Origin of the sequence: Buttiauxella sp., assembly GCF_035271705.1 — a bacterium.
GTDB lineage: Bacteria > Pseudomonadota > Gammaproteobacteria > Enterobacterales > Enterobacteriaceae > Buttiauxella.
The window spans coordinates 1-17,856 of record NZ_DATERI010000018.1 but is presented as its reverse complement, the minus strand read 5'-3'; the positions used below and the strand labels follow the sequence as shown (position 1 = coordinate 17,856).

Here is a 17,856-nt window from a genome sequence, read left to right as displayed (position 1 = left end):
ATCCTGAGGCTTCAGGCAAGTGTTTTGTAATGAACTGTTACATTTATCCGTGGCGAGATAAAGTTCCACAAAGCAAATTGATATTCAGCGTTAAATTTTATCAAAATGCTCTTTGCCGATTTATTCTCTCTGTTGATAACGTAATAATCCTATTTTAGTTATATGCTCTGCTTTTTCACTCTATGTATAGTGATATAGGCTGCATGTAAAGATTTGTACGGGCTATTGTACTGCTTTAGTCAGGTAATCACTGCTTATTGCGAGGTTATTTGTTTCATTTTTATGACCTAAATTTAACATTAGGTTATCAGTGTGATCTGAATCACATAATTATAGAAAATTCTTATCGTAAAAAAACGATTAACCTATTCGAGTGATTATTCATCAGACGAATCAATCGAAGCGGAAGTGAAATGTAGAATAAATCAATGGATTTGTTGTTCTAAACAGTGGTCGGGGGAGTGTGGAAGAATGTGGCCTGCTTCTAAAGAAACAGGCAACCGATTAGAGGTCAACTTTCTCTTTGAATTCGCAGAGATCTTCAATGATACATGAGCCACAGCGCGGCTTACGGGCGATACAGGTGTAACGTCCGTGGAGAATTAACCAATGGTGGCAATCCACTTTAAATTCTGCAGGAACCACCTTCAGCAGTTTTTCCTCAACTTGCTCGACATTTTTGCCAGGTGCAAAGTTGGTGCGGTTACACACGCGGAATATATGGGTATCAACGGCGATAGTCGGCCAGCCAAACGCGGTATTGAGCACCACGTTTGCGGTTTTACGACCGACACCCGGTAAGGCTTCCAGTGCCGCTCTGTCTTCCGGTACTTCACCATTATGCAGGTCTATCAACATCCGGCAGGTCTTGATGACGTTTTCGGCTTTGCTATTAAACAGACCGATGGTTTTGATGTAGGCCTTCACGCCATCCACGCCCAAATCCAGCATGGCTTGTGGTGTATTAGCCACCGGATATAGTTTTGCTGTCGCTTTGTTGACACTGACATCAGTGGCTTGCGCTGACAGCAGTACTGATATCAGCAATTCAAACGGGGAGCTGAAATTTAACTCTGTCGTCGGGTGGGGGTTGTTATCACGCAGACGTGTGAGGATCTCTAGCCGTAGGGTTTTATTCATTACGCTTTCTCTGGATTCCCTTCCGGTGCAGCCGCTTTCGCGGTGCGGCGCGTTTTCATTTTTTCATCAATCAGATACTTCACAGCCAACATCAAACCCAGGCCGATGAAGGCACCCGGTGGCAACATCGCCAGCAGGAAAGGGGTATCGGTGTGGAAGATTTCGATGCGCAGCACCTTAGCCCAGCTACCCAGCAACGCATCAGCACCATCAAACAACGTTCCGTTGCCAATGATTTCACGTAGCGAACCCAAAACAAACATCGCGCTTGTGGCCCCCATCCCAATGGCAAGACCATCAAGGGCGGCTAGCGGTACACTGTTTTTGGCGGCAAATGCTTCGGCGCGACCAATGACGATGCAGTTAGTCACAATCAGGGGAATGAAAATCCCCAAAGACTGATATAAACCATAAGCATAAGCGTTAATGAGCATTTGTACGGTGCTGACGACCGACGCAATAATCATCACATAAATGGGGATACGAATTTCTGAAGGAACCCAACGGCGCAGTGCGGACACGGCGCTATTAGTCAGCACCAACACGAGTGTAGTCGCCAGGCCCAGGCCAAGGGCGTTGGTGGCAGTGGATGTCACCGCAAGTAACGGGCACAGGCCCAACAATTGCACCAGCGCTGAGTTATTTTTCCATAACCCCTGAACGACAATATCTTTTACTTCGCTCATGGTTGTGCTCCACAAACAGGCAGATTTTCAATTTGTGATGGCAATGTTTTAGCAAACAGTCCCGCACGTTTTACTGCATTGACGACCGCACGTGGCGTGATAGTGGCACCCGTAAACTGATCAAACTGACCGCCATCCTTTTTCACCGCCCAGCTTGGGTCATCGTTACCTTGAATGGTTTTACCGGCAAAATGGGTTATCCAGTCACTCAGACGCGTTTCAATTTTATCGCCAAGTCCAGGCGTTTCATGGTGTTCTGTGACACGAGACCCCAGGACTTTGCCATTAAAATCTGCGGCGATTAGCAACTGAATAGCCCCAGAATAACCGTCAGGTGCTGTCGCTTCCATCACGACGGCAACCGGCTGCTGGCCATTACGCGCCACGTAAATATGGCGCTCACCTTTACCTAATTGCGGGTCATTAACCACCTGGCAACTGGCCTGAATATTATTGTCATAGCTATCAGGGGGAATCACCTGATCAAACAACAGCTTTTGTTGCGCAATGGCCTGTTGCTCGATGGTATCTTTAGTTAACGCATTGACGACTGCCGTAAGCGCAGTTGCCATTACGGCAAACAGCGCCAGAGTCACGCCATGTTTTTGCATTGTTTTCAGCATGACGGTTCCTTAGCGGTGCCCATAAGCACGAGGACGGGTGTAGTAGTCAATCAATGGGACGGTAATATTTGCCAGCAAAACGGCAAACGCGACGCCATCGGGATAGCCGCCATAGGTGCGAATTAGCCACACTAAAACCCCAGTCAGGGCGCCAAAAATCAGACGTCCGCGATTCGTTGTCGACGCGGTAACGGGGTCGGTGAGAATGAAGAATGCACCCAACATCGTTGCGCCAGAAAACAGATGAATGACCGGCGAAGCAGAGGTTTCCGGGGAGAATACCCAACCGAGTGTGGCGCACACTGCCAGTGTTATCAGGAAACTGACCGGAATATGCCAACGAATCGCGCCTTTCATCAATAAGAACACACCACCGGCTAAGAAAGCCAGGTTGACCCATTGCCAGCCTAGACCTGCCAAAACACCTGTATAGATAGGAGATTGCAACAGAGAAGTCGCGGAATGACCGGCTCGTAGCCCAGTTTTAAAGGTATCAAGTGGAGTGGCCTGGCTTATGCCATCAATACCCATGCGTAATTGCGACATGCTGTCGCCCACCACGGTGGCACCCGAAAAAATAACATGCAGTGAATCGGCAAACCCTGGAACCGTGGCGGCAAGTGAATGCGGTGGAAGCCACGATGTCATTTGCACCGGAAAGGCAATCAGCAATACCACGTAACCGACCATCGCTGGGTTAAATGGATTATGGCCAAGCCCGCCATATAACTGTTTCGCGATGATAACGGCGAAAAGGGTGCCGAGGATAACCATCCACCATGGGGCAAGTGGCGGAATACTCATCCCTAACAGAAGGCCAGTTAAGGCAGCTGAATTGTCACCCAGGATTTTCAGTGGTTGCTTACGAAGCTTCAGTACTAAGAGTTCTGCCGCGACGGCTGTCAGAATACCTAATGCGATTTGCACCAGACTGCCCCAGCCGAACCAGTACCACAGCATTGCCATCCCCGGCAAAGTGGCGCAGGTCACCAGCAGCATAATACGGGAAGTGCTGCGTTGGTTATGGGTATAAGGGGAGCTTGCTATCTTGAAAACCATCTATTCCTCTGTTGCCATTTGTTGCGCCGCTTTTCGCGCCTGGACTCGGGCGATGGCAGCGGCAACCGCGGCTTTACGCGGATCTTGTTCTTCGTCTGCTTCTTCTACAGATGCGACTGCCGCCTGAGCGGTTTTACGCGCTTTAGCCCGAGCAATAGCCGCTTCGACTGCGGCTTTACGCGGATCAATTGCGTCGGCTTTAGCCACTTCAGCGGTTTCAGCTACAGGTGCGGATTCACCGGCTTGAGCGGCTTTACGCGCTTTAGCGCGGGCAATAGCGGCTTCGACCGCTGCTTTGCGTGGGTCGCTTACCTGCGTTTCTGGCTCACTTGGCTGCGATTCTTTTTCTGCCTGACGAGCACGTGCCTGCGCTTTGCGAGCTTCACGTGCAGCAATCATCTGTTGGTTATCCGGTAAGCTTCCAGCCTGAATGACAATGGGCTCATGACTTTGTGCTTGCTTACTCTTCACGCGAGCAAGGGCTGCCTGAATCGCATCGTTATCTTTTGCGGTGGGCTGAACAGCGGCTTTCTTATGGCGTTCCAGTCGTGCAACTTTTTCACGCTCAAGACGCGCCTGGCGAGCCTCAAAACGTACTTTTGCTTCAGCGGTGCGTTTAGCTTCCAGCTCAATTTCGCGGATCTCCGCTTTTTCCTGACGGAAGTACTGCACCAGCGGAATGTTGCTTGGACATACATAAGCGCACGCACCGCATTCGATGCAATCTTTCAGGTTATGGGTTTGTGCTTTGTCATGCTGCTGCCCACGGCTAAACCAGTAAAGCTGCTGTGGCAATAAATCGGCCGGGCAAGAATCGGCGCAAGCGCTACAACGGATGCAGTTCTGTTCTTCGGGTTGAACACCCATTTCATTGACCGACGGGGCCAGCAAACAGTTGGTGATTTTAACCACCGGAACATCCAGCCACGGCAGGCTAAAGCCCATTAACGGGCCGCCCATAATCACTTGTTGATCGTGAGCGGGTCGGAAACCGGCAAAATCAAGCAGATGGCGAACGGGTGTTCCTAACCGCGCCCAGACATTACCGGGCTGCGAAACCGCATCGCCGGTTAAAGTCACCACGCGCTCGGTTAATGGCTCACCGTCAATAATGGCGCGCTTCACCGCAAAAGCAGTACCGACGTTTTGCATCAGCACGCCGATATCGGAAGAACGGCCACCCTGTGGGACCTGCTTCCCCGTCAGAATCTGGGTCAGTTGCTTCGCCCCACCGGACGGATATTTTGTGGGTATCACGCGCAGTTGAATGCCGTGGGTATCGCACAGCACCGCACGCAGCATCGAAATCGCCTGCGATTTGTTGTCTTCGATACCGATGAGTACCCGCTGGGGCTTCAGAATATGCGCGAGGATGCGTACACCTTCGATTATTTGCGCGGCGCAATCCTGCATCAGACGATCATCGGCAGTAATGTAGGGTTCGCATTCAGCAGCATTGATAATCAGCGTATCGATTTTATCGCCGCCACCGTGCAATTTATTGCCGGTAGGGAAGCCTGCACCCCCTAAACCAGCGACACCAAACTGATGAATGCGCTCGATAAGCTCTTCGCGGTTGCGTGAGGTATAGTTGTGCCAGCCGTCGCGGTCAATCCACTTATCTTCACCATCGGCTTCAATAATCACACTCAACTCAGCCAGTGCAGAAGGATGGGCTGTGGAGTGGGGCGCAATGGCGGTAATGGTTCCGGATGTTGGAGCATGGACTGGCAGCATGCGACCACGCCCACGGGTCAATGGTTGACCGCGCAGCACATAATCGCCGGCTTTCACGCACAGTTCGCCTTCAGCCCCAATATGCTGCTTTAACGGGATAACCAGTTTTTGCGGTAAAGGAACCTGGCGTAACGGCGTGCCGTTTGACTGAGTTTTCATTTCTGGTGGATGGATGCCACCGTCAAAATCCCAGATTTTATCTTTTTTGAAACGGGTAAATAACTTAAGCATGTTGCTCCACCGGAATAAGTCTAACCGGGATGGTTTGCAGGTCCCACTTCCAGCTTTCTGTGGTGGTTTCGACCGGGCGCAAATCAATACAGCGCGTAGGGCACGGGTCGACACATAAATTGCATCCGGTGCAAAGGTCACTAATAACGGTATGCATGGCACGGGTCGCGCCAACAATCGCATCTACCGGGCAAGCCTGAATACACTTGGTGCAGCCAATACAGTTGGCTTCGTCGATAACCGCCAGCATGCGCACCGGTTCTTGTGCCAGACCATCACCATCAATGGGTTGTGGGTCGACGTTAAGCAACGTGGCAATTTTGTGCATAACAGCTTCGCCGCCGGGAGCGCACAGGTTGATGTTTGCGCCCTGGTTTCCAACGGCTTCTGCATAGGGACGACAACCTGGATAACCACATTGACCACACTGACTTTGCGGTAACAACTCATCAAGTTTATCGACAATCGGGTCTTCTTCGACGCGAAAACGGCGTGAGGCATAACCGAGGATCAGCCCGAATACCAGGCCTAAGAAACCCAGTGCAATCACTGCAATCCAAATAGTACTCATCAGAACTTTACCAATCCGCTAAAGCCCATAAAGGCCAAAGACATCAATCCGGCAGTGATAAGTGCAATAGCATTCCCGCGAAAAGGTGCAGGTACATCGGCAACAGCCAGACGTTCACGAATGGCCGCGAATAACACCATCACTAGCGAGAACCCCACTGCGGCTGAAAAACCATAAAGCGCTGATTGCAAGAAGTTGTGACCCAGATTGATATTGAGCAGTGCAACACCCAGCACCGCGCAGTTAGTGGTAATCAGTGGCAAAAAGATACCCAGCAAGCGATACAGTGCCGGGCTGGTTTTACGAACCACCATTTCGGTAAATTGCACGACGACGGCAATCACCAGAATAAACGCCAGCGTGCGCAAATAGACTAAGTCGAGAGGAATAAGGATCAACTCATTGACCAGCCAGGCGCAAATAGATGCCAGCGTCAGGACAAAAGTGGTTGCCAGCCCCATGCCGATGGCGGTCTCCAGTTTTTTGGAAACCCCCATAAACGGACACAGGCCAAGAAACTTCACCAATACGAAGTTATTGACCAGCACCGTACCAACAAAGAGCAGCAAATAATCTGTCATGAATAAGACCTGAAACCAAAAAAAGCCGCCTATTATCGGCCAACAGGCCAATAACGACAACCGAGTGTTTATAGGGTTATACCCGTCATACTTCAAACTGCACCTTTGTTGGCGATGTTCTCTTACCGCCGGGATGCCACTTGAATTATTTTGGGTAAATTACGGTTTAATAAATGTTTGCTTCACGCGCTGCGAGCGCTTGAGGTAAGGAACCAACAAGGCGGCAGCCAATAAAGGAAACATCAACTGACGTAATGCCAGCGTGTCACTTACTGGGGAAAACGCGAAGGTTTTAATCGCGAGCAGTACTGACAATAATAACCAAAGAATATAATGACGTACCACATTCTTACGGCGTTTGAAGAAGGCAATAGTCAACCACGTGGTATAACCCCACATCGCAATCGCGCAGGCAATCGAGGTGTACCACAAGACAACCATTTTGGGGCCTTGTGCGCTCATAAGTCGATGGCTTTCTGGGGAGATGAGCATCATAAGATAAATGGCCAGGGCAATAGAGCTGCTCAGAAGCGTCATCAGAAGCCAGGCGAGAGGGGCCAGAAGCCAGCCTGCAATACGTGGTGCTTGCGTCGGTTCTTGCATGCTCGTCATGTTACCTCCCGAAAAAGTATGAAACTTTCCTTATGCAAATCATAAGGCGGGAGGATTATAAGGTTTTTTCAGCGCTTTGCTACCTGTGTGATGTTAGAGCACAGTGCACCAGACCGATTTGGGCAGACAGATGAGTGCATCACTAACCCCTTCAGATAGCCGATTGATTAACAATTGCCTGGTGAACATACCGCTAACACGTAACAATATAATTACCTGTTGTTACAATCGGTGGCATGGTGTCAAATGAACCGTCGAAAATAATGAGGTAATCAAATGAGTGATAACATTCGTGTCGGATTAATCGGTTACGGTTACGCCAGCAAGACCTTTCATGCTCCCTTAATAGTAGGAACGCCTGGCATGGTTTTGGCCGGTGTTTCCAGTAGTGACGCGACGAAAGTTCATGCTGACTGGCCAAACATGCCGGTCGTCTCTGACCCTCATCATCTATTCAACGACCCAAATATTGACCTGATAGTCATCCCAACACCCAATGATACTCACTTCCCATTGGCCAAAGCGGCGCTGGAAGCGGGTAAACACGTGGTGGTCGATAAACCATTTACCGTGACGTTGTCACAAGCACGTGAATTAGATGCGCTGGCGAAAAGCTGCGGTTTGTTACTTTCGGTGTTCCATAACCGCCGTTGGGACAGTGATTTTTTAACCCTGAAAGGGCTGTTGGCCGAGGGTACTCTGGGTGAAATTGCTTATTTTGAATCGCATTTCGACCGTTACCGTCCACAAGTTCGCAATCGCTGGCGTGAGCAGGCCGGTGTTGGCAGCGGTATCTGGTACGACTTAGGGCCACATCTTATCGACCAGGCGCTGAATCTTTTCGGGTTGCCAGTGAGCCTGACCGTGGATCTAGGCCAACTGCGCCCAGGTGCGCAAGCGACCGACTACTTCCATGCGGTATTGGCGTACCCACAACGCCGCGTTGTGCTGCATAGCTCCTTGCTGGCGGCGGCAGAAACCGCGCGCTATATCGTGCATGGCGCGCGCGGCAGCTATATCAAATATGGTCTGGATCCGCAGGAAGACCGCCTGAAATCGGGCGAACGTTTGCCGCAGGAAGACTGGGGCTACGATATGCGTGATGGCGTCCTGACTCTGGCGCAGGGTGACGTGATGAGCGAGCAAACTTTGCTGACGGTGCCGGGTAATTATCCTGCGTACTATGCAGCTATTCGCGATGCGCTCACCGGACACGGTGAGAACCCGGTTCCGGCGGCTCAAGCCATTCAGGTCATGGAAATGATTGAACTGGGTATGGAATCTGCAAAACATCGCGCCACTCTGAATCTGGCATAACACCGTACCCCCAGAACGGCAGATGAAGGGGGGGGAGGTCGGGTTAGCGTCAGCAACACCCGGCCTACAAGGTCATTTTGGCTGAAGCCTTAATGGCCACGGTACAGCATTAAGGGGCGACATCGCGGCCGGTGCGGCGATCCAGACAACGCAGGGTGTTAGGTTCCCAATAGGCGTTCAGATTGGCACTTTTCTGGCAATTATCGCGCGCATCAAAAGCGGTATCGGTTTTGTCCCACTCTTTTTCGCTCCGTTTGTTCACTTTCTGGCGTAAGTTCCGTGTGTCATTCCATTGCTCTTTGTCCATCGCCGCATCCTGGCGAGTCTGCGCATTGTCACCAGATTCAACAATCAGCTTGTTGGTCTGGGCAGTGGCAGGGTGAACAAACGCAAAGGCACTTAGCAACAGCGCCAGCGGCAGAGTCACCACGGACAGACGTTTGCGAAGGTTTGTGTTCATTGCATTTTCCTTTTAGGGTGGAGCGCTTAAAGCAAATATACCATTGAGATTGGCGCGTACCAACGCGACCCGTTATTACTCCCATTATTTCAGACAACGTTAAACATGATCAAAACAACCTTACTTTTTTTTGCAACAGCTCTTGCTGAAATTATTGGCTGCTTCTTGCCCTGGCTTTGGTTAAAACGCGAAGGATCACCACTATTGCTGATCCCTGCTGCTTTCTCGCTGGTGATGTTTGTCTGGTTATTAACCTTGCATCCCACGGCGAGTGGCCGTGTTTATGCTGCATATGGTGGCGTCTATGTCGTCACTGCATTGCTATGGTTACGTTGGGTCGATGGGGTCAGATTGAGTGCTTACGATTGGGTGGGCGCAGCCGTCGCTTTCTGCGGGATGTTGATTATTGTTGCAGGGTGGTCACGTACCTGATTTATCCTCGGCTCAGGTTATAGTTCGTGCTTCTCGGTTTTCTCTCAATATTCTGACAGATAGCAAGGATAATCCCCACTACCTGTCAGAATCGACTTAAGCGAATATAAATTACTGTGCTTGAATTTCGTCTAGCAGCGTAACCAATTCAGGGTTTTCTGTTTTGAATTTTTCATATACAGGCTTAACAGCTTCCTGGAATTTTGGAATGTCGCTTTCAACAAACGTTACGTTGTTTTTCTGCAGTTCTTGAACCGATTTTTCAACGTATTTATTCCAGTTAGTGTCCTGTACTTTCACCGTTTCTTTCGCCACTTCACGAATAATCGTGCGATCTTTTTCTGAGAGCGAATTCCAAACTTGAGTGGACACGACTAATACATCTGGAACCATAGTGTGTTTGTCATAGGAGTACACATTTTTCACCTCAAAATGGCGAGCTGAATAATATGATGGGATATTGTTTTCTGCGCCATCAACCACGCCTTGTTGTAGAGCTGAATACAACTCGCTATAAGGTAGCGGTACTGGCGTTGCCCCGAGCGCTTTAATGGTATCAATCGCTATAGATGAATTCTGTACACGAATTTTCATCCCTTTCAAATCTTCAGGTGTTTTGATTGGCTTGCTGGTATAAAAACTACGCGCACCGGCATCCAGGAAAGCCAAACCAATAAAGCCTGAGTCTTTGGAAGACGCCAGAATTTTATCACCAATTGGGCCTTGCATCACCTTATCGTATTGCGTGCGATCTCTGAACAAATAAGGTAATGACAAAAGTTTATAATCGACAGCAAAAGCGGTTAACGGTGCAGCACTCACTTTAGTAAAGGCAATATTCCCGTTCTGTACCATCTGAAGTAATTCAGTTTCATTACCTAGTTGCCCATTAGGATAAACCTTTACCCGAACATCCGAAGTACGTTCACGAACTTGTTTGGAAAACCAGTCCAGAGAACTGTGTACTGGGTGTTCCGTTGTTAATTCATGCGCTAATTTTAAATTGACTGCACAAGCGCTGCCCATAGTAAAGATTGACAGGGTGCATGCAAGAATAATTTTTTTCATAATAACGTCCTTTATGTTAATTAATATTTATATCCAGCTAAACCAGGTAACCACAACGATAGTGATGGGAACAATGTAACTAATGCCAGGGTTAATATCATGAGGCCAAATAGAGGCAACATTTTTGGTATTACGCTTCCCAACTTGATGCCACCGACACTACACCCGACAAAGAGGGCGGTACCCACCGGTGGTGTACAGATACCAATACACAGGTTAAAGACCAGGATGATGCCGAAATGAACCGGATCAATTCCGAGTTGTGTCGCGATAGGTAAGAAAATAGGAGTGAAAATCAGTACTGCTGGTGTCATATCCATAAAGGTACCGACAACCAATAAAATGATGTTCATCAACAGAATAATCATCAGAGGATTTGTTGATGCTTCCAGCACAAAATCAGAGATAAACGTTGGAATGTCGGCGTTAGCCATTGACCAGGACATCGCCGAAGATGTTGCTACCATTAATAAAACGATCGATGTTGTAATCACACTCTCAATCAGAACGGGGAACATATCTTTAAGTTTTAGTTCACGATAAACAAAACCCAAGAATAGAGCGTAAACAACGGCGATAGCGGATGCTTCAGTCGCTGTAAATACTCCACCCAAAATACCCCCCATGATAATCAGCACCAGGCTGAGGCTTGGCAGAGCATCAAGAATGACTTTACTGACTTTTGCTTGAGATATAATTCTTTCGCGCGGAATGTTGTAGTGTCTGCCAAAGAGGAATATTCCCAGCATAATAGACAACCCCATCATAATACCGGGAATATAGCCCGCAATGAAAAGGTATTGCACAGAAGTACTACTCACCAGACCAAATAGGATAAGAATATTTGAAGGTGGAATCAGCAAACCCGCTGGACAGGAGGCGACATTCACTGCGGTCGAAAAATCTTTCGGATAATTATGTTTTTCTTGCAGAGGGCGCATGATGCCACCGACTGCAGCAGCCGATGCAGCGGCAGACCCAGAAAGTGAACCAAAAAGCATATTTGCCATTACATTCACATGAGCAAGAGAACCTGGCAGGCGCCCACCCAATAACATGGCAAAATTGATTAATCTGCTAGCAAGGCCGCCGCGGTTCATCAAATTTCCCGCCACAATAAAGAAGGGGAGAGCCAATAAACCAAAGCTATCTAAACCATTTGCCATTTTCTGCGATATGAGAACGGTTGCTTTATCGATAGGGAAATCAATAAACACCGTTAACATTGCTGCAATGCCTATTGAAAATGCAATAGGGACACCTATTATCAATAATACAGCCAGCACACCCATCAATACAAATACAGGCAGGAAATCATGAAAAGCATCGGGTGCGTTACTGAGGAATTCTTGTGTGAATAATAAATCTGTGAGTGTCATTGAGAAACTCCTTCCGCTGGAACATCACTTTCTTTTTTTATTAATGCAACGAATGAGCTAACGATATCAACTACACCAAAATAGCTTATAATAGCACCAGCTAACGGCACAGCAAGATAAACGTAACCTATCAATAAGTTGTTTCCAAATATAACAATACCGGGCGATATTTGACCATTTTTTAAAGTGCTAGATACAAGGTCGTATCCACCATAGGTAAATACAACTGATGAGAATGCAAGTATGACAACGTTAATGATGATGCTCAATATAAGCTGACCATTACGTCCCAATTTTGGAGCGATTATCTCTAATGCTAAATGGCGTTTGATAGCGAAGGTATATGCTCCGCCCAGTACACCGATCCAAATCAGTAAATAGCGTGACAATTCGTCGGTAAAACTTGATGGATCTTTTATTACGAATCGTGTAAACACCTGCCATACAACTGACAGTATCATGACAACCATAAATACAGCCAGGATGCCACATAGTGCCCTAATTAAAAGGTTGTTTATTGATTTAATTATCATGGCGAACCATCCTTTGTTTTAACAAAATACACTCCAGGTAACTCTAAATTTTATTTGACTATTATAACCGCCATGCATGTGCGAGTTGTTTTTTTCACGACAATTTACATCCTCAAGCATCCTCTGAGAATGTAATATTTATGTAGATAATTTGTTGTGAGAGCTATGTCCTTGCTCATACTAATTTTACTCCGACTCAGAAGTTATCTCTAATGCCATTCATTTGACGTTGTTAGAATACAAATTCAATTTAAATAAAACTAAGTTTCAGATCACATTATATGAATTTCTTAATAATAACCTTCGCAATCATTATTCCGCTAATATAAATAGCATTCATTAAATCCATATAATTCAGTATATTAAATGAGTTCATGGTTGGGAGCTGCTCACCCTTGATTAATAAACCGTGATGTTTGGCATTGGTTCATCAGCAGCATGAGGGATTCCCGATGAAAAAGCGTCGGTCGTCAATATCCTCTCCGCAAACCCGCCTTCTACCTTGTGTCGTTTTCCCGATACTGTAGAAATTCAATCCAGCAGGTATCCGTTCTTTTTATTGTGATTGTATTCACATATTCAGGTATTGCTTTCAATGTACGTCGCATCAAAACGTGTCAAATATCACGTAACTACTCATATGATCTTGTATGGTAGTATGCGTTCGCATAATAATACGCCTATTAAAGACAGCAGATCCTAACTCGTTGTAAGGAAAATAGATGAAAATTGTAAAGGCAGAGGTATTTGTCACCTGTCCCGGACGTAACTTTGTCACGTTGAAAATCACCACTGATGATGGTTTAACGGGGCTGGGTGATGCCACCTTAAATGGCCGTGAACTGCCAGTGGCGTCTTATCTGCAGGATCATGTTTGCCCACAACTGATTGGCCGGGATGCACACCGCATCGAAGATATCTGGCAGTTTTTCTACAAAGGGGCTTACTGGCGTCGTGGTCCGGTAACAATGTCTGCTATTTCTGCTGTCGATATGGCGTTGTGGGATATCAAAGCCAAAGCTGCTGGGATGCCGCTTTATCAACTGTTGGGTGGGGCATCACGCGAAGGTGTCATGGTGTATTGCCACACCACCGGTCATTCCATTGATGATGTGCTTGAGGATTATGCGCGTCACCAGGAAATGGGCTTTAAAGCCATTCGTGTGCAATGCGGCGTACCGGGTATGGAAACCACCTACGGGATGTCAAAAGGCAAAGGGCTGGCTTACGAGCCCGCGACGAAAGGACACTGGCCTGAAGAACAGCTGTGGTCCACTGAAAAATACCTCGATTTCACCCCAAAACTGTTTGAAGCCGTACGTAGCAAGTTTGGTTTTAACGAACACCTGCTGCACGACATGCACCACCGCCTCACACCAATTGAAGCCGCCCGCTTTGGCAAAAGTGTGGAAGAACATCGCCTGTTCTGGATAGAAGATCCAACACCGGCCGAAAACCAGGAATGCTTCCGCCTGATCCGCCAGCATACTGTTACCCCCATTGCCGTGGGCGAAGTGTTTAACAGCATCTGGGACTGTAAGCAACTGATTGAAGAGCAGCTTATTGACTACATCCGCACCACGATAACTCATGCGGGTGGTATTACTGGCATGCGTCGTATCGCTGACTTTGCTTCGCTCTACCAGGTTCGCACTGGATCACACGGGCCATCTGATCTGTCGCCAATTTGCCACGCTGCCGCGCTGCACTTTGACTTGTGGGTGCCAAACTTTGGCGTACAGGAATATATGGGCTACTCCGAGCAGATGCTGGAGGTCTTCCCACATAACTGGACATTCGATAACGGTTATATGCACCCAGGCGACAAGCCAGGACTGGGCATTGAGTTTGATGAAAAGCTGGCAGCGAAATATCCCTATGAACCTGCATATTTGCCGGTAGCTCGCCTCGAAGATGGCACCTTGTGGAATTGGTAACGGGAGATATAACGATGAAAAGTATCACCATACAACAGCCAGAAAAACTGGTCATTGAAGAGCGTCCAGTTCCACAACCACTGCCTTACGAAGTGCGTATTCGCGTAAGCAGCGCCGGTATTTGTGGTTCAGACGTGCACATTTATCGCGGGCATAATCCGTTCGCCAAGTATCCGCGCGTTATCGGCCACGAGTTTTTCGGCCATATTGATGCAGTCGGTGAAGGCGTTGATTCATCACGTATCGGTGAACGTGTGGTGGGTGACCCGGTTGTGAGTTGTGGTCACTGCTATCCCTGTTTAGTCGGGCGGCCAAATGTATGTGCTGAACTCCAGGTTATTGGTGTACATCGCGATGGCGGTTTTAGCGAATATATCACCTTGCCTGCAAAGAACGCCCACGTGGTACCGCAGAGTATTCCTGATAATGAAGCCACGATGGTGGAACCATTCACGATTGCTGCCAATATCTGTAGCCAACTGAATCCAGGTCCTCTGGACACCGCATTGGTCTATGGCGCCGGGCCGATGGGCTTAACCTCTATTCAGGCATTGCGCGGTGTGTACGGCGTCAAAGAGATTATCGTGGTTGACCGTATTGACGAGCGCCTCGCGATGGCGAAAGCCAACGGAGCCGATCGGGTTATCAATAATGCCCATATTGATTTGCATGCAGAACTTGAGCGTTTGGGAATTCGTCCAACCCTAATCATTGATGCGGCCTGTCATCCGGCCATTTTACCGGAAGCAATCGCGCTTGCTTCACCTGCTGCACGCATCGGCATTATGGGTTTTTCATCTGACCCTTGCGTGTTGAATCAACAAGCTATCACCAGTAAAGAGCTCTCTATATATAGCTCACGACTCAACAGCAATCGCTTCCCAATGGTGATTGACTGGATGACACAGAAAAAAATAAACCCGGAGAAATTAATTACCCATCAGTTCAATTACATGCAAGTAGTTGATGCAATGGAAATATTTGAAAAAGACCAAAAGCAATGCTGCAAGGTATTGCTGACGTTCTGACTCGCCCATCTGTATCTATAGATTTGCTGTCCCTACAACGACAAATTGCTGAGAACAGAAATATGAATACTTCTATTAATATAAAAAATGACCAGCCGGAAAGAAGCACCGGTGATTTAGTTAAAGCTGCCGTTTCTGGTTGGCTCGGTACTGCACTGGAATTCATGGATTTCCAGTTATATTCATTAGGTGCTGCGTTAGTCTTCCACGAAATATTTTTCCCTGAGCAATCCGCTGCGATGGCATTAATATTAGCGATGGGAACCTATGGTGCAGGTTATATCGCCCGTATTGCCGGTGCTTTCTTCTTTGGTCGAATGGGCGACACCATTGGGCGTAAGAAAGTCCTGTTTATTACTATTACGATGATGGGGATTTGTACCACCTTAATTGGTGTGCTCCCAACCTATGCACAAATCGGTATTTTTGCGCCGATGCTCTTAGTGCTGTTACGTATTATTCAGGGATTGGGTGCTGGGGCTGAAATTTCAGGTGCCGGGACTATGCTTGCAGAGTATGCGCCCAAAGGTAAACGCGGCATTATTTCCTCTTTAGTTGCGATGGGGACCAACTGCGGTACGCTATCGGCAACAGCGATTTGGGCAGTGATGTTCTTCGTCCTTCCAAAAGAAGAGTTGTTGGCATGGGGTTGGCGTGTACCATTCCTTGCGAGCGTGGTGGTGATGATTTTTGCCATCTGGTTGCGTATGAATCTCAAAGAAAGCCCAGTGTTTGAGAAAGTTAATGATGACACTGAAAACGTTGCGGTGACAAAACCAGTGGCTGACAAAACTCACTCGCTTGGTGCGATGTTTACCAGTAAATCATTCTGGCTTGCAACGGGATTACGTTTTGGTCAGGCTGGGAACTCTGGTTTAATTCAAACCTTCCTTGCGGGTTATTTAGTTCAGACGTTATTGTTTGAAAAACGTATTCCGACTGACGCCCTAATGATTAGCTCTGTTATTGGTTTTATTACCATTCCGTTCTTAGGTTGGTTGTCAGATAAAATTGGTCGTCGTATCCCTTATATTATCGTTAATATTTCAGCCATTATTCTTGCCTACCCAATGCTGTCGATGATTGTTGATAAGAACAATGATGTTAACGTCATTATGGCTTCAATTATCATTATTCATAACGTCGCTGTGCTGGGATTGTTTGCTCTGGAAAATATCACCATGGCCGAAATGTTCGGCTCGCGTAATCGCTTCACACGAATGGCGATTTCGAAAGAAGCGGGCGGGCTGGTTGCAGTAGGGTTTGGTCCGGTGCTCGCAGGTATTTTCGTCAACATGACGGGGTCCTGGTGGCCGATTGTCGTCATGATGATTGTCTACTCGGTAATTGGTTTATTGGCAGCAATATTGATGCCTGAAGTGAAAGACCGCGACCTGAGCCTGGCTGAGGATGCCGCGGAAACTCCCAAAAAGGCAGCAGCTGTAAATGGTATCAGGAATTACTAAAGGTGTAGCCACGGGGTCACGGAACACCAGATATCGCAAAATGTGATCCTGTCATACAGCTTTTACATTTGTGTCATACCAAATAGCCAAAGTTTAATTCAAATCAAAATGCAGACTACCATAGCAGGTAGTCTGTAGCTGTCCCCAAGTTACTACACAGCGAGTTTTAAAAATGGAAAACAAGCTCTTATCTGCAAAAGCTATTCTGCCAAAATATGACCGTAGCAAACTGGTATCACGCATCGTTCATCTTGGTTTTGGCGCATTCCATCGTGCGCATCAGGCGGTTTACGCCGACATCCTGGCGAATGAATATGGTAGCGACTGGGGTTACTGCGAAGTCAATCTGATTGGCGGCGAGCAACAAATTGCTGATTTAAAGAAGCAAGACAATCTTTATAGCGTGGCTGAAATGTCGGCTGACGCCTGGCATTGCCGCGTTGTGGGTGTAGTGAAAGATGCGATTCATGCGCAGGTCGATGGCCTTGAAGCGGTATTTAGTGCGCTGACTCAACCAGAAGTTGCCATTGTTTCCCTGACTGTGACCGAAAAAGGCTATTGCCATACTCCAGCTACCGGCACCATCTTGCTGGACCATCCTTTAATTGCGCACGATCTCGCTCATCCACAGCAGCCAAAATCTGCACCGGGTGTGATTGTAGAAGCACTGGCTCGCCGTAAAGCCGCGGGCCTGCCTGCGTTTAGCGTTATGTCCTGTGACAACATGCCGGAAAATGGCCATGTAACCCGCAACGTTATCACCGCCTACGCCCAGGAAATTAACCCAGAATTGGCCGCGTGGATTGAAACTCACGTGACATTCCCCTCCACCATGGTTGACCGAATTGTACCGGCTGTGACGGCTGAAACGCTGGAACAAGTTTCCCAGGCAACAGGTGTTGTTGACCCGGCGGCCGTTGCGTGCGAACCGTTCCGCCAGTGGGTTATTGAAGATAATTTTGTGGCAGGCCGCCCAGAGTGGGAAAAAGCAGGTGC

General features: G+C 47.9%; 18 protein-coding genes. 6 read left to right on the top strand and 12 right to left on the bottom strand.

From position 1 onward, the window contains the following. Positions 1 to 504 precede the first annotated feature (504 nt). The 8 genes from nth to VJY99_RS01685 all read right to left on the bottom strand — a co-directional run bounded on the left by nth (position 505) and on the right by VJY99_RS01685 (position 7,231). Positions 505 to 1,140: an endonuclease III gene (gene nth / locus VJY99_RS01720; RefSeq protein ID WP_324115734.1), complete on the bottom strand. Its 636-nt coding sequence runs from the start codon at positions 1,138 to 1,140 to the stop codon at positions 505 to 507. Next, positions 1,140 to 1,826, bottom strand: a complete 687-nt coding sequence (locus VJY99_RS01715; RefSeq protein ID WP_324115732.1) for an electron transport complex subunit E — start codon at positions 1,824 to 1,826, stop codon at positions 1,140 to 1,142. The genes nth and VJY99_RS01715 overlap by 1 nt, the downstream gene beginning before the upstream one ends. Further along, the gene (rsxG, locus tag VJY99_RS01710; protein ID WP_324115729.1) at positions 1,823 to 2,449 is read right to left on the bottom strand and encodes an electron transport complex subunit RsxG; all 627 of its coding nucleotides are present in this window, start codon (positions 2,447 to 2,449) and stop codon (positions 1,823 to 1,825) included. Before rsxG ends, VJY99_RS01715 begins: the two co-directional genes overlap by 4 nt. Before the next feature lie 9 nt (positions 2,450 to 2,458). Continuing rightward, complete coding sequence (gene rsxD / locus VJY99_RS01705; protein ID WP_324115727.1) at positions 2,459 to 3,508, bottom strand: electron transport complex subunit RsxD; 1,050 nt, start codon at positions 3,506 to 3,508, stop codon at positions 2,459 to 2,461. Then, positions 3,509 to 5,476, bottom strand: a complete 1,968-nt coding sequence (gene rsxC / locus VJY99_RS01700) for an electron transport complex subunit RsxC (RefSeq protein ID WP_324115726.1) — start codon at positions 5,474 to 5,476, stop codon at positions 3,509 to 3,511. After that, on the bottom strand, positions 5,469 to 6,047 hold the full coding sequence (gene rsxB, locus VJY99_RS01695) for an electron transport complex subunit RsxB (protein ID WP_324115724.1): 579 nt from the start codon (positions 6,045 to 6,047) through the stop codon (positions 5,469 to 5,471). Before rsxB ends, rsxC begins: the two co-directional genes overlap by 8 nt. Continuing rightward, positions 6,047 to 6,628 (bottom strand): electron transport complex subunit RsxA, encoded by a 582-nt coding sequence (rsxA, locus tag VJY99_RS01690; protein ID WP_034455395.1) that lies wholly within the window; start codon positions 6,626 to 6,628, stop codon positions 6,047 to 6,049. The genes rsxB and rsxA overlap by 1 nt, the downstream gene beginning before the upstream one ends. Before the next feature lie 159 nt (positions 6,629 to 6,787). Beyond that, a complete protein-coding gene (locus VJY99_RS01685) occupies positions 6,788 to 7,231 on the bottom strand; it encodes a DUF2569 domain-containing protein (protein WP_324115740.1) in 444 nt (147 codons plus the stop codon). 285 nt (positions 7,232 to 7,516) lie between these two features. Between VJY99_RS01685 and VJY99_RS01680 the strand changes: the two genes are divergently transcribed. Further along, a complete protein-coding gene (locus VJY99_RS01680; protein ID WP_324115717.1) occupies positions 7,517 to 8,557 on the top strand; it encodes an oxidoreductase in 1,041 nt (346 codons plus the stop codon). 109 nt (positions 8,558 to 8,666) lie between these two features. Here the strand turns inward: VJY99_RS01680 and VJY99_RS01675 are convergent, their stop codons facing one another. Beyond that, a complete protein-coding gene (locus VJY99_RS01675; RefSeq protein WP_324115716.1) occupies positions 8,667 to 9,017 on the bottom strand; it encodes a DUF1283 family protein in 351 nt (116 codons plus the stop codon). 105 nt (positions 9,018 to 9,122) lie between these two features. Between VJY99_RS01675 and VJY99_RS01670 the strand changes: the two genes are divergently transcribed. Next, positions 9,123 to 9,449 carry a YnfA family protein gene (locus tag VJY99_RS01670; RefSeq protein ID WP_324115714.1) on the top strand — a complete coding sequence of 109 codons (327 nt, stop codon included), beginning with the start codon at positions 9,123 to 9,125 and terminating at the stop codon, positions 9,447 to 9,449. 111 nt (positions 9,450 to 9,560) lie between these two features. Here VJY99_RS01670 and VJY99_RS01665 read toward each other — a convergent pair whose 3' ends face one another. The 3 genes from VJY99_RS01665 to VJY99_RS01655 form a co-directional block, all read right to left on the bottom strand. Then, positions 9,561 to 10,517, bottom strand: coding sequence for a TRAP transporter substrate-binding protein (locus VJY99_RS01665; RefSeq protein ID WP_324115713.1), 957 nt, complete (start codon positions 10,515 to 10,517; stop codon positions 9,561 to 9,563). 20 nt (positions 10,518 to 10,537) lie between these two features. After that, positions 10,538 to 11,809: a TRAP transporter large permease subunit gene (locus tag VJY99_RS01660; RefSeq protein WP_324115738.1), complete on the bottom strand. Its 1,272-nt coding sequence runs from the start codon at positions 11,807 to 11,809 to the stop codon at positions 10,538 to 10,540. 83 nt (positions 11,810 to 11,892) lie between these two features. Continuing rightward, positions 11,893 to 12,429, bottom strand: coding sequence for a TRAP transporter small permease (locus VJY99_RS01655; RefSeq protein WP_324115711.1), 537 nt, complete (start codon positions 12,427 to 12,429; stop codon positions 11,893 to 11,895). A gap of 722 nt (positions 12,430 to 13,151) precedes the next feature. On the opposite strand from VJY99_RS01655, the gene rspA reads away from it, so the two are divergent. The 4 genes from rspA to VJY99_RS01635 all read left to right on the top strand — a co-directional run. Next, positions 13,152 to 14,366, top strand: coding sequence for a starvation-sensing protein RspA (gene rspA, locus VJY99_RS01650; protein ID WP_324115710.1), 1,215 nt, complete (start codon positions 13,152 to 13,154; stop codon positions 14,364 to 14,366). Positions 14,367 to 14,380: 14 nt separating this feature from the next. Next, positions 14,381 to 15,394, top strand: coding sequence for a Zn-dependent oxidoreductase (locus tag VJY99_RS01645; RefSeq protein WP_324115708.1), 1,014 nt, complete (start codon positions 14,381 to 14,383; stop codon positions 15,392 to 15,394). A 62-nt stretch (positions 15,395 to 15,456) separates the two neighbouring features. Then, the gene (locus tag VJY99_RS01640; protein ID WP_414641557.1) at positions 15,457 to 16,860 is read left to right on the top strand and encodes an MFS transporter; all 1,404 of its coding nucleotides are present in this window, start codon (positions 15,457 to 15,459) and stop codon (positions 16,858 to 16,860) included. Positions 16,861 to 17,032: 172 nt separating this feature from the next. Next, positions 17,033 to 17,856 (top strand): mannitol dehydrogenase family protein (locus VJY99_RS01635; protein WP_414641556.1); only part of this gene is annotated, 824 nt, incomplete at its 3' end.

Excerpts from the sequence above, each read along its gene's own strand:
- nth (WP_324115734.1), bottom strand. The coding sequence starts at position 1,140 with ATGAATAAAACCCTACGGCTAGAGATCCTCACACGTCTGCGTGATAAC.
- rsxG (WP_324115729.1), bottom strand. The coding sequence starts at position 2,449 with ATGCTGAAAACAATGCAAAAACATGGCGTGACTCTGGCGCTGTTTGCC.
- VJY99_RS01640 (WP_414641557.1), top strand. The coding sequence starts at position 15,457 with ATGAATACTTCTATTAATATAAAAAATGACCAGCCGGAAAGAAGCACC.
- VJY99_RS01645 (WP_324115708.1), top strand. The coding sequence starts at position 14,381 with ATGAAAAGTATCACCATACAACAGCCAGAAAAACTGGTCATTGAAGAG.
- rsxA (WP_034455395.1), bottom strand. The coding sequence starts at position 6,628 with ATGACAGATTATTTGCTGCTCTTTGTTGGTACGGTGCTGGTCAATAAC.
- VJY99_RS01655 (WP_324115711.1), bottom strand. The coding sequence starts at position 12,429 with ATGATAATTAAATCAATAAACAACCTTTTAATTAGGGCACTATGTGGC.
- VJY99_RS01675 (WP_324115716.1), bottom strand. The coding sequence starts at position 9,017 with ATGAACACAAACCTTCGCAAACGTCTGTCCGTGGTGACTCTGCCGCTG.
- rsxB (WP_324115724.1), bottom strand. The coding sequence starts at position 6,047 with ATGAGTACTATTTGGATTGCAGTGATTGCACTGGGTTTCTTAGGCCTG.
- VJY99_RS01660 (WP_324115738.1), bottom strand. The coding sequence starts at position 11,809 with ATGGGTGTGCTGGCTGTATTATTGATAATAGGTGTCCCTATTGCATTT.
- VJY99_RS01670 (WP_324115714.1), top strand. The coding sequence starts at position 9,123 with ATGATCAAAACAACCTTACTTTTTTTTGCAACAGCTCTTGCTGAAATT.
- VJY99_RS01685 (WP_324115740.1), bottom strand. The coding sequence starts at position 7,231 with ATGCAAGAACCGACGCAAGCACCACGTATTGCAGGCTGGCTTCTGGCC.
- VJY99_RS01665 (WP_324115713.1), bottom strand. The coding sequence starts at position 10,517 with ATGAAAAAAATTATTCTTGCATGCACCCTGTCAATCTTTACTATGGGC.
- VJY99_RS01715 (WP_324115732.1), bottom strand. The coding sequence starts at position 1,826 with ATGAGCGAAGTAAAAGATATTGTCGTTCAGGGGTTATGGAAAAATAAC.
- rsxC (WP_324115726.1), bottom strand. The coding sequence starts at position 5,476 with ATGCTTAAGTTATTTACCCGTTTCAAAAAAGATAAAATCTGGGATTTT.
- rspA (WP_324115710.1), top strand. The coding sequence starts at position 13,152 with ATGAAAATTGTAAAGGCAGAGGTATTTGTCACCTGTCCCGGACGTAAC.
- VJY99_RS01680 (WP_324115717.1), top strand. The coding sequence starts at position 7,517 with ATGAGTGATAACATTCGTGTCGGATTAATCGGTTACGGTTACGCCAGC.
- rsxD (WP_324115727.1), bottom strand. The coding sequence starts at position 3,508 with ATGGTTTTCAAGATAGCAAGCTCCCCTTATACCCATAACCAACGCAGC.